Origin of the sequence: Streptomyces sp. NPDC047000, assembly GCF_040644295.1 — a bacterium.
Classification (GTDB): domain Bacteria; phylum Actinomycetota; class Actinomycetes; order Streptomycetales; family Streptomycetaceae; genus Streptomyces.
Genome location: NZ_JBEYWE010000055.1, coordinates 1 through 11907 on the forward strand (window position 1 = coordinate 1; position 11907 = coordinate 11907).

Annotated in this window: 5 protein-coding genes; 2 read left to right on the top strand and 3 right to left on the bottom strand. The window is 69.5% G+C overall.

Features of this window, described 5'->3' with window-relative positions; translation table 11 throughout:
- Window positions 1-867: 867 nt before the first annotated feature.
- A complete protein-coding gene (locus ABZ862_RS37775; protein WP_360968953.1) occupies window positions 868-1137 on the bottom strand; it encodes a DUF6444 domain-containing protein in 270 nt (89 codons plus the stop codon).
- Window positions 1138-1582: 445 nt separating this feature from the next.
- Here ABZ862_RS37775 and ABZ862_RS37780 point away from each other — a divergent pair, with 445 nt between their 5' ends.
- Together ABZ862_RS37780 and ABZ862_RS37785 are read left to right on the top strand one after the other, a co-directional pair.
- Entirely contained in the window at window positions 1583-3874 is a 2292-nt protein-coding gene (locus ABZ862_RS37780; protein ID WP_360968956.1) for a hypothetical protein, read from the top strand.
- Window positions 3875-4030: 156 nt separating this feature from the next.
- Entirely contained in the window at window positions 4031-10231 is a 6201-nt protein-coding gene (locus ABZ862_RS37785; RefSeq protein WP_360968959.1) for a hypothetical protein, read from the top strand.
- Window positions 10232-10385: 154 nt separating this feature from the next.
- Here ABZ862_RS37785 and ABZ862_RS37790 read toward each other — a convergent pair whose 3' ends face one another.
- Together ABZ862_RS37790 and ABZ862_RS37795 are read right to left on the bottom strand one after the other, a co-directional pair.
- Window positions 10386-10601: a DUF397 domain-containing protein gene (locus tag ABZ862_RS37790; RefSeq protein ID WP_360968962.1), complete on the bottom strand. Its 216-nt coding sequence runs from the start codon at window positions 10599-10601 to the stop codon at window positions 10386-10388.
- Window positions 10598-11503 carry a helix-turn-helix transcriptional regulator gene (locus tag ABZ862_RS37795; protein ID WP_360968965.1) on the bottom strand — a complete coding sequence of 302 codons (906 nt, stop codon included), beginning with the start codon at window positions 11501-11503 and terminating at the stop codon, window positions 10598-10600. The genes ABZ862_RS37790 and ABZ862_RS37795 overlap by 4 nt, the downstream gene beginning before the upstream one ends.
- Window positions 11504-11907 lie beyond the last annotated feature (404 nt).

Consider the following 11907-nt stretch of genomic DNA (forward strand, 5'->3'; position numbering starts at 1 on the left):
CCTCCCCGCCGGATACCCGGGAACCGGGGGCTCTGTCGGTGGCCGGTCGTAGAGTGGGCGTGATCACCTGCGGGCGGTCCGGTACCGGGCGCCGGGGGTGGTCGTGGCGGGCCTTGGGGGCAGCGGAGACGGGGGCGATGGCGCGTCATGAGGCCCACACCGGCCGCGCGGACACTGCGTGAGACGGCGGCCGAGTATCTGACGACGACGTTCGCGCTGGCCGAGCCCGACCCCCAGGACGCGCTGGAGGCCTTCCTCACCGAACCCCGCCGACGGACTCTTCCGGGGCCCGTAGCTGCGCATCCGGCGGCCCTTCCGACCAGCGCCGGACAGGGCCTGGTCGGCCGACGCCGGCCGTCTCGGCGGCGCCCTGCGCTGCCTGCCGTATCGGACGGTGGCCGGCCAGCGGTTCAACGCCTGTACCTGGGGAGACAAGGGAAGCTTCGGCACGGTCTTCCTGCCCGACTCGGGCCAGGACCGAGAGGCTGCGGCGGATATCACCCGGGCGGTACGGGGGGGCGGTCCTGCACAAGGGGACCGCCCCGGACTCCGTCTGAGCCTGTCGGACACGGACCTCGGACAGGGTCGTCCGGTACCCGACTTGATCAGCATGCTGTCCTGTGATGGAGGCAGCATCAAAACAAGGCTGCGCCTGGCGCAGCAACCCCTGTGGCCGCCCTGCAGGATTCCGGGGCGGCCATAGCTGTTGGGTGCGGATCTTCTGAAGTGACGGTCGGGATCAAGCAGTGAGGCTGTAGTTCTGCTGGTCAGGGCTGGGGTAGAGACGTTGATGTTCACGGGCCGCGTGGAAGATCCAGGGTGTTGTAGTAGCGGCCGCCGGCCGAGTGCTGCAGTTTTTCCAGGTCCTCAGTCGCCCTGGCCCAGCGCGCTCCTGCATCCCGTGCAGGCCGCCGGGACATGGTCCTCGGTGACGTCGGGGTGCTCGGATATGGAGAGTCCGGTCTCGCCCGCCCCGGGCTGACGGCCCCGCTTGCGCCCGCTCTGGGGTGCCGTCTTCTCTCCCGGCCGCCCGAAGGTGTCCGACGACGACGGCATCGAGGAGTTGCCCGAGTTGCGGCCAAGACGCCGCTCCAGCTTTGACACCCGCGCGGTCAACGACTCATTGGCTGCTGCCAACTCCTCGTTCTGCCGCTGGAGCAGTCCGAATCACCGCGAGGAGAGCCTCCCGCGACGCAGACTCCAACCTCGACGACATGATCACGGATCCTGCCGCACCTACCCCCAGACTGTCGCATCGTCAGGCAACGAGCCCGCCCGCAACCTTCTGGATGCTTATGGTGTGAGCGCAATGAGCGCTGACGTGGGGATGTATTCGACATGATCGGTTGATAACTGTCATGAAACACGAAGGTGGCGCCTGAAAGTCACGGACAGGCATAGTCTGCGGAAATACCACACGCAGGGCTGGGGAGTCCTGTAGCGCGGTGGAGGTGTGATGGGCGGGGATCCGTACGGATCGGCGGTAATCGGTGAACTCGGTCGATGCGAGCTTTCCGTGGTGTTCGGTCATGGTGTGGAGGTGCCCGATCCGTACGGAGACCGGGCGCTGCTGACTGCCTCCATGACACGCGGTTACGGCGCTGTGCCCGATGAGGACCGAGAACGGCTCCTGCGGTATCTCGAAGCGGTCGTCGCAGCTCGCGCGACGCCGGTGCACACCAACGTCGCCTTCAACGCCGTGTACTTCGGCTACGACCTCGGCGGCGACGGCTACGGCGGCAGCCCGCTGCGCCTCGACGACTTCCCAGTGATCACCTTTGGGCAGTGTGCCCCAGTGCTCCCCGTCGGTGCCATGGTGTGCGTTGCCACCGGTTCGGACCCGCTCTACGCCGAGATCGTTCACAGGGAAGGCGCTCACCCGGAGACAGGAGTCCTCGGCGACGTCCCGGCCTGGGTGTCCGGGGCACCCGCAGGCGCCGAGGGGCCGGGCAGGCCGGGGGACGACACCGCTCCACGACGCAGGGAGCTCCTGATCCCAGACCTCCAGGCTTTCGGTCCTGCCCTGAGCCTGTCACCGACCCAGCTCCACCGGCTGCGTACCCGACGGCGATGGATCAACGAGGACGGCCATGTCGTCGTCGACGTCCGCCACCCCTCCCAGGAGGCTGCCCGACGCGACGAACCGACCTGCTACGCCGACCACTTGCTGACTACCGCACGGGCGCAGTTGCTCAGTCCCTACGTTCCCGTCTCCCTTGCCGAACTGGTCGGCGGTACGAGTGACGACGATCTGCGCGCTGGTCTGCTCGGTCTCCTCGACACCGTGCGAGGTGTCCTCGAATCCAGCGAGACGCTGCGCACCTGGGACGCGTACGCCATGACCCGGGCCTCCCTCGCGGACTGCTGGCGAGACACCGGGCCCCTGGGCGGGGACGACCTCAGGTCCCTTGCCGCGGCGGTGGAGCATGCGGCTGTTCCGATGAAACGGCGCCACGGCCTGAGCGCTCCCGTCACCGTGTACACGGCTGTCGGACCGCGGCTTCGAGGGTTCCCCGGGGCCGCGGAGGTGCTGAGAGGTGTCGGCTACGCCGCAGCGGTGTGCCGGGCGAACCTGGCGCTCGCCGATGTCGTTCGACGGGACAGCGAGCAGGGTCTGTTCGGGAACGGCACGAGAGTTTCGCTTGACGACGCCTTCGAGAGCGGAGGCGTGTGGCGCTCGCATCATCCCGGTGACGCGGAGACCGCCGGAGATCCGCTGATCCCGGCGGGACTCGGCTGGGCGTCCACCGCTACCGTCCTGCCGGAGCCGGAGCCGGAGCCGGAGCCGGAGCCGGAGCCGGAGCCGGAGCCGGAGCCGGAGCCGGAGGCAGAGCCGGAGGCAGAGCCGGAGGCAGAGCATGAGCCCCTACGGGAAAGCGAGTTGGAACCGGTCGATCTACCTCTCGCCGATGATGCCGCTCTTGGTCCCAGCGAGCTGCTCCGGGCCGATGAACGGGAGATCGTCTGGCGGTCGCCGCTACGGCTTGCCCATCTCATCGGCGGATGGCTGCCCTTGTATCCACGCGCTGCCCGGGAACTGCTCCGGACGCACGGCCCGCATCCCGCGCTGGGACTCGAACTCCGGCACTCCGGCCGACCGTCGGACGGGAGCGGGCCGGTCCAACAGGTGATTGCCGAACTCGGCGATGGATCCGAGCGGTTGACGTCGGTTCTCTGGCCCGGCGACTTCTTCCCCGGCCTGATGCTCGAGCTGTGCCTGACCCGCGGTGGCAGCGTGATCCGAGCGGCCACGGTACGGCTCGGCGAACCGGTACAGATTGGTGACCGTGTGATCGGGCACTGCTTCGATCCCTGCGTCCTCACCAGGGAGGACGCTCCGGGCAGTGACCGCCGTGGCGACACCGCGGTGGGACTCGGCCCCCGGGACCTGGTGATGCGCACGGTGCGCCGTTGCGGTCTGCTGACGCCGTACGGTCATGCCCTGCTCGACCGTACGGGCCTGCCGCGTGCGGCCTACGGTCGCCGGCCGGCGCTGTCGCAGGTCAGGGAACTGGAGGCGGCCGTCGCGGAACTGCTGGCGGAACGGATCCTGCAGCCGGCCTACGGCAGCCGCGACATCTGGGGCCAGCCGCACCATCCGGCCCGTGCTGGGGAGCCGACCATCCCCCTCATCGGTTATCGGCCTGCTCGGCAGCGGGTGATACATCCGTGGGGCGGCATGGAAACGGGCGGCGGGAGCCTGCGCGGCATCCAGTTCGTCCCCGGCCACCTGCGGCGTCTGCGGCCGGGCTGCTCACCCAGCGAAGCCCAGCGCACGGCCTTCCGGGAGTACTGCGCACGGCTCGGCAAGGCGGACGGCTGGGAACTGCCCCGCGGCTACACATTCGTCACCGAGCATCTGCGCGGCCAGTGATCCTCGCCTTTGCTCCCCGCGGGTCCCGACTTCCTGCTTCCTCCAGACTCCTGCCCCGGCAGCCCTCGCACCGAGCGAGCCGGAAACACGCAGCCGGTGGCAGAGCCGCAACCAGTCGCAGCACCGCACGCAGCGGCAGAAACGGAGCACGCATCCATGCATGACCGCTACCACGTCATCGCGGGGCCACCGTTGTCCCCGCCCAACGCGCCCGTCGAGGACCTGGGAAGCCTCGCCGCCGCGCTGAACGCCCTGGACAACCCGGCTGCCGCCGCGCTGAACGATCTCACGGCCGGAATGGTCGAACTCGCGTTCAACTCTCTCCCGCCCAAGGACCGGCAGAAGCTGCTCGGCAACCTGGGAATTCGCATGGCGGCTCCCCGACGGGCAGGCGGCGCCTTGTGCCGGGACATTCTCGCCAGGCTGCGACGTGACGTACGGCAGCACGCATGCACCTGCGGAGTCAGGGCCCTCACGGGCACCGTGCGGAACCAGGTGGCCGGGTTCGTCTTCGCCCAGGGTGACCAGACGGTGCCCGACCCCGTCTCCCGGTGGGGCGGGAAACTGGTCCGGGCTGCCGTGTTCTCCTGGTGCAATGCCTCTGTCGCCGACGCCCACCTCCTTGGCTGGGCGGCGGAACAGGACTGGTTCGGGACGGTATCCGACGACGAGAAGGAGACCGCGAGACTGGCCGCTGTGGGTGAGGCCGCCCGGGCCGTCACGATGGCGAGCCCCGGCTTCGAACCCGGTGATCCGCACGACAGAGAATCACGGCCTCCCTATGACGGGGAGCGTGAGTCCGCTGCCGCTCCTGACCGGCTCGGCGCGATGAGTACCGTAGCGGAGACCGCCGCGTCCGAGACCTCGGGTCCGGCATCCGCCATCGGGCAGGTGCCGGACCCGGAGGAGGCGTGCCACCGGCTGGAGTCCGCTCTCACTGACGCCCGGCAGGCTGCGGAGCGCGTGACGGCTTCGGTCGCGGACGGGTGCCCGCCGGGCGACGGCGACCTGGCTGAGCTCGCAGCGCTGGGCGCAGGCTTCGGCAGTGCCGAGGCGGTGTTTCGCGCGGCAGGTATCGAGGAGGTGCCCCGCCGCCTGAAGGACATGGTGCGGGTCGCACAAGCGCACCGGGAGGTAAAGGAACGCGACCGTGAGGCCCGGCAGGCGCTGCGGGAGCTGCTGGACGTCTCCTGCCCCGGAGGCAGCTCTGCCGCCTCCGCCGCCGAAGCCGCGCGCGGTGCGGCCTGCCGCCTGCTGGACGCAGCGGTGTGGGAGGAGGCCCAGCAACAGGAGGGCGCCGCACTCGCCGCTCTGGTGCGGCTCGTCCGGCTGGAGCGGGACGCGGATGCCGCGGTGGAGATCCTGGCCCTCCAGGATCAGGTCGTACGCGTGCTGCCCGCCTGCGCTATGGCGGCGTTCATGGCGCACGAACTGACGCTGCCGCAACCGGATGACGCCTGCGACGAGGGCCGAGCCGGCGGAACTGCCGGAGCCGTGGCCGGCCCGGATGCCACCGGCACCGTTGAGATGGACGGTGCGGAGCCCGTGAGTGGCCCGACGGCTGAGGAGGCCCCGTACCCGCGCGCCGACGGGTACGGGGAGACCGGCGAACCGACGGGAGACCCGGCGGAGAGCGCCGCCGGTTCCGCCGAGGGGGTGTCGCCTAGTATCTACCGGGAACCGGAGACAGCCGTACCTGCCCGGGCCGCCTCGTTTGTCCCGCGCCCTGATGACGCAGAAGCTCAGGCATCCACCGCCAAGGACGCAGTGGCGCCGACGGCGGAGGAACAGGGCGACCTGACCGCACCTGCACCCGCACCCGAGCCCGTACCGGGCCCGGTACCCGTGCCGGTCGTCACCGCAGCAGCCGCTGAGGACGCACCGGCACCCGCTGTGGAACCGGCCCCGGCCTCGTCCGTGCTCGCTGCTCCGTCCGACGACGACTCCGACCGGACCGTCGCCGATCAGGCGCTGGCCCGTCTGATCGTGGAGCGCCGCTTCGGCCTTGCCCATCATGTGGCGAGGGCCGCCGGTCATCCCGCGTCTCAGACGGCCGCCCTCCGGTTGGCCGGTGCCGCCGCGCTGCTCAGCTCCGGTGACAGCCGCAGCGCCCGGCTGACCGCGGGCCTGCTCCAGCAGTACGGGGGACACGCGGGCGACGACGCGGACAGCAGCGAACTCGTCCTGCTGCCCGCCCTGTTGCGTACCGCGCTCATCACTGGCGACCATCTGGCGGGTGCCCAGCTCAAGGCCCTGGTGCCCAGGTTGCCGGATCGGCTGGGGGAGGCGGCAACCGCCGTCGCCGACCGGGCCCTCAGCGGTGTGCTGATGATCGCTTCACCGCTGGTCGTCATCGCCGATGCCGCCGAGACGGAGGTCCGGCTGCGGGAGCTGGGCGAGCAGTGCTCCGCACTGCTCGCACCGCCGAAGCTGAGGTTCGCGCGGGCGACGGAGATCGCCAAGCGGTGGCTGGCGGAGGACGGGATGCTCGGCTCGCTGCTCGGCCCCGTGGCCCGTGGCCACCGTGCCGCGGTGCCGCAGGTCCGGGAACGGGCCGAACGCCTCTCGAAGCTGACCGAGATCAACAATGAGATCGACCGTATGGACCGCAAGCACCGCTCGTCCAGTGGCAAGCCCCTCCAGGGCTCCGGGCGGCAGGATCTGGTGCACCTCGTGGAGCGGGCCGCCGGACTGGCCAAGGAGTGGTGCCTGACGGTCGACGGCGCCCGCCGCGGTGGCCGGTCCGAGGGAAACCGTGCGGCCAAGGAGATCTCCTCCCTGCGGCAGACGCTGCTGGATGGCAAGAAGGCGGTGCTGGAGGAGCTCGAACAGCTGACGCGACGGCCCGGCGCCGTGGCCGCCGCGGAGGCATGGGCGGCACGCACCTCAATGACCGAACTGTTCGCCCTGCTGGCGGGTGACACCGGAACCACACGCCCCGAGTGCGCGGTCGCCCCGGAACTCGTTCTGGATGCCGAACTGCTGAAGGTGTGTGACACCAGCGAGGAGCGGCCGGCACTCGACCGGCTGCTGACCGCCGTGGACCGAGGATGGGACGAGGCGCTCGCGGAGCGGCTCACCCACGACGCTTTCACTGCGGTCCGCACCATTGCCGGCCTGGCACGTGGTGAAGCGCTGCCCGACGCACAGGCCGGGGAGTTCGTCCCGCCCACGGCCGCCGAGATCGCCGCACGCGAGGCCACCCGGCGCACAGAACTGCGGCAGGACCATGATGACCTCCTCGCCGAGCTGTACCGCGCACAGGCCGACGGCGCCCTGACCGAAGACCAGGATCTGCGCCTGCAGGAACTGCTGGCCGGTGCCCGCGATCGGCTCGACGACACCGCGACACAGGATCTGACGGCCGTACGGCGTGCGCTCGACGCCGTCCGGAGCGACCTGCCGACCTTCCGGCAGCAGGCGGCCGACCGGATCCGGGCCAGGCTCGATGCCTTGGACCTCAACACCGACCAGCGGGCCCAGGTCCTGCGCCACCTGGACACCGGCGGCCTGGCCACGGCGGCCGACCTCGTCTACTTCCTGGAGATCGGTGAACCCGTACCGGAGATCGAGGCGGGTGAGTCCCACCTCACCGAGTTCTTCCCGGTCGTGCCCGACGGCCTGCCCAAGGGCATCGACCGTGACCTCGTCGATCTCGTCCGGTCCGGCGGCAAGCACCTGGTGCTGCCCGTCCTGGACTACGGCACCCTCTCCAGCGACGAGGCGGCACTGGCTGCCGACGCCTTGGACGAGTGGCGGGAGTTGGGCGCGACCGAGCCGAAGGACAGACTCGATGTGTCCGCGAAGCGGCAAGTGCCTCCGCTCCTCAAACTCCTTGGCTATGATGCCAAGAGCGCCAGGCCACTTGATGAGCGGTCGCCGCACCGACGCGAGTACCGCCTCTTCGAGGCGACCGAGGTGGAGATCAACGGCAGGGCGAAGGCACCGGCGTTCGGCTCGCAGATCAAGGAACAGGGCGGCACTCTGCGCGTGCTGATGGTCTGGGGCCGTCCCAATGCCAAGGTCGTCGTGAGCCTGGCGTCCCGCGACACCAGCGAGACGAGCCTTCTCGTCGTCTACTTCGGCACGATGGCCCGCGAGACCCGGGTGGAACTCGCCACCGGCTCGGACGACCAGAAGCAGCCGTTGCTCGTCGTGGACGACGCCGCTCTCGCCTATCTCGCGGCCCGGGGCAACCGCCAGGTCAGCACGGCCACGCAGGTACTGCTGCCGTTCTCCGGCGTCAACCCGTACATCAGGGAGAAGCGCGGCCGCATCGGTGGCGAAATGTTCTACGGCCGTGACGCCGAACGTAAGAGCATCCTCAACCCGCTCGGCACTCAGGTCATCTTCGGCGGTCGGGGCCTGGGTAAGTCGGCCCTGCTCAGCGACGCCGGGGAGCGGTTCGCGGAACAGCGGCCCGGTTACCACCACGCCGTGTGCATCAATCTCGACCAGGAGAACATCGGCAAGGGCAGCTCACTGGGACCGGAAGCGCTCTGGAGCGTCCTCGACCGGGAACTGACTGCGGCCCAGGTGATGAGCCGGCCCCAGGGTCGCGGAAAGCGGCAGGACATCTCCGAACGGGTACGTGCCGCGATCCGGACCTGGCTCGACGGAGACTCCCGGCGCCGTCTGCTGATCCTGCTCGACGAGTGCGACCAGTTCTTCGAGGCGGACGCTCCTCGCTTCGACCAGACCAAGAAACTCAAGGGCCTCGGCTCCGACACCAAGGACCGGGCCAAGGTCGTCTTCGCCGGGCTGCACTCCGTCCAGCGCTTCTCCAAGCTGGCGAGCAACGGTCCGTTCGGCCATCTGGCGCAGACCCCCAAGGTGATCGGTCCGCTCCCTCCGCAGTTCGCCGCCGAACTGCTCGTGGAACCGATGCGGGCGCTGGGCTTCGAGTTCCGCGACGTGTACCTCGTCAACCGGGTGCTCGGTTACTGCTCCTACCAGCCCTTCCTGCTGCAGATGTTCGGTCACCGGCTCGTCGAGCGGATGCATCGCAAGAGGACCCGGCGTGGGGCGGAGGGGCCTCCGTACCTCGTGGACGTCGACGACATCGAGATCGTCGAGTCGGACACCGCTCTCAGGGACGGTATCTCGGCGGCGTTCAAGGACACGCTGGTCCTGGACCACCGATACGACGTGATTGCCAACGTGCTGGCCTACCACGCGCGCCACCGGGGCCTGGAAGTACGGCTGAGCGACGCGGAACTGCGCGAGGAGTGCGAGACGTTCTGGCGCAAGGGCTTCAAACAGCTCGACACCGAGGGCTTCCGCGCCTATCTCTCCGAGATGGTCGGCCTCGGCGTCCTCGCACCCAACCATGATGGACAGGGCTGGCACCTGCGCGGTCCGAACGCCCTGCGCATGATCGGCACCTCCCACGAGGTGGAGGCCCGGCTGGTGAGGGCGGAGGAGGACTGCAGGCTCCAGGAAAGCATTGTGCAGGAGGGCCGTCCGGAGCTGCCCGACGGCCGTCCGGCTCCGCTTACCGTCACGCAGCTGGACGACCTTCTCGGTGAGCGTTCCAACCAGACCAGGGTGGTCTTCGGCACCACCGCCACCGGGGTGACCGACGTCGGTGACACACTGCGTGCGATCGCCGGCCGCATCGCCGACTGGAAACTGCCGCCCATCGGCAGGGCCAGCGTCTACAAACAGGAGCTCACGGGCGGTGCGCCGCGTGAACGACGGGTCGTCATCAGTGACTTCGCCACCTATCCGGCCCGCCCCGAGGCCTGCCGGGAGGCCGTGGATCTGGCCGAGACGATGCTGCCCACCACCCCGGGAGTGACCCGGGCGGTGGTCCTCGTCACCGATCCCGCACAGCTGGAGCTGTGGCGCACGCTGCTGACGGGAACCGAGCCGGCCTCGGCCGTCCCCGTGGTGCTGCGCCGGCACGACCGCCGCGGTCTGCGCGGCTGGGCGCAGCGCGTCGAGATGTTCCACACGGACGACCGGCTGGGGAGGCTCCACGACCTGACCGGCGGCTGGCCGGTACTCGTCGACAGGGCGTACCGGCTGCACGGTGAGACTGGCGACCCCGACGAGGCGCTGCGCCGTCTGGCAGGTCTGTTCACGGACCGTGCCGCGACCGACGAGTTCGTCGAGGCGACCGGGGTGTACGCGGACCCGCTGCTCGCCACCGGTTACCGGGCGATTGATGAGGAGTTCGAGGACGGGCTGTTCGACTTGGACAGTGCGGTGACCGCCGTAGCGGTCCACATCGACAATGAGGATGAAGCGCACTGGATCGTCAACTGCCTCGACGTCCTCCAGGTGTTCGACCGTGAGGATACCCAGCTGCGCCTGGAGCCGCTGCTGCGCCGATGCGTGGTGCGCCGTCCCTGACAGCAGGTGACAAGGATGAACTGCGCCTCGCTCAGACCGAGTTCACTCGTTGCCTGTGCGCGGCCGGTTGGGAGCCAGGTGACATCTAGCTGAACCGACGTGAGAGCTCTGCCGTCCGAAGGGAACCGGCAGGGCTCTCACGATCCTACGAACGTCAGACGCCGGGCTCCGACGAGGCCAGCTCGACGAATCCCGCCCACGTTGCATGCGACACAGTGAGGACGGGGCCGGTGACAGCCTTGGAGTCCCGGACGCGCACAGCGGTCGTAGCAGCGGCGACCTCCACGCACTGACCACCCTCGGTCCCGCTGTAGCTGCTCTTGAACCAGGCGAGGTCGGAGGTGACGGCCGAGGCCTCAGCGTTGTTCATAGCGATCCCAGCAACCCTTCGATGAACGCCGTTGACTCTCGCGGACTGAGAGCCTGTGACCGGATAATCCCATAACGGGCGGCGGCGAGAACTGTCTGTGCCGTATCGGTTTCGAGGGCGCTGGTCGCATGGGTCTCGGTGTAGACGAACTTCTTGCCGTCCTTACGCGTGACTACGGTGAACGGCCCGTTCACGCCCGCGTTGTCCACGCACTCGGTGGGCATGACTTGGATCTCGACGTTCGCCTTCTCGCCGATCAGGAGGAGTTGCTCCAGTTGGCCTCGCCGAACATCCGTGCCGCCGTAACGATGCCGCAGTACGGCTTCGTTGACCACGAAGCTCAGCAACGGTGTGGGCTTCCGGTCGAGGATGCCGTGCCGGGCCAGCCGGGCGGACACCCGCTGATCCACCGTCTCCTGATCCAGGGGCGGTCGCCGCATGGCCAGCAGCGCCCTCATGTACTCCTCGGTCTGGAGCAGGCCGTTGACGACGTGGGTGTCGTACATGAGCAGCTCGATACACTCCTTCTCCAGCAGCGCCATTCCCTGGAAGAACACCGGATACTGCGCCTTCTCCAGCTCCTCCTTCCACAGGCGCAGCAGACCGCCCGCCTCCAGCACCTCGTCGGCCTGGTCGATGGCCGTCGGTGACGGAATCCTCCGCCCCTGCTCGAACGCGGCGACCGTGGACGGCGAGTAGCCGATCCGGCGGCCGAACTCGACGCGGTCCAGGCCCGCTCGGAGCCGGAGGGTCTTCATGGTCAGGCCGAAGGCCACCACCACGCCCCGACCGGCGTTCTTCTCGGGCCGTCGCCCGCTGCCGTCGTCGTTCTCCCACTCGTCCCCGACACCCACAACCGTCGTCCCGCCGCCGTCCGCAGCCGCACTCGTACGCTCTGACATGTCACCACCGCCTCCCCCCGACCAACGCCCCACAGGGGGACGCCGTCACGCCGTGCGCTTCGTACTCGTCGACGCACCACGCTTACAACAGCCCCGCGTCGGCGCGTCACCACGCGTAACGCTACGCGACCGACGGCACGGTGTTCGGCATGGCGAACGGACCCGGCAGCCCATCTGCCATCACCGCCCTCACCGGCACCCCCCAATCCGGCTGCCCCCCGTCCGGCCGCCCTCCGCCTGGACGGCTGGGGCATCGGGTACGGCACCGAACCCCGCGACGATCTGGTGCTGATCGTCGCGGAGCCAGCGGAACGCCTCCCGCGCCGCCCCGGGACCCCGGAGGCCGCCGGGACCGGTGAGGCGGGCCGCGGCCTGCTGCTGGTGTCCCGGCTGGCCGCCCGCTG

Excerpts from the sequence above, each read along its gene's own strand:
- ABZ862_RS37780 (WP_360968956.1), top strand. The coding sequence starts at position 1,583 with ATGACACGCGGTTACGGCGCTGTGCCCGATGAGGACCGAGAACGGCTC.
- ABZ862_RS37785 (WP_360968959.1), top strand. The coding sequence starts at position 4,031 with ATGCATGACCGCTACCACGTCATCGCGGGGCCACCGTTGTCCCCGCCC.
- ABZ862_RS37790 (WP_360968962.1), bottom strand. The coding sequence starts at position 10,601 with ATGAACAACGCTGAGGCCTCGGCCGTCACCTCCGACCTCGCCTGGTTC.
- ABZ862_RS37795 (WP_360968965.1), bottom strand. The coding sequence starts at position 11,503 with ATGTCAGAGCGTACGAGTGCGGCTGCGGACGGCGGCGGGACGACGGTT.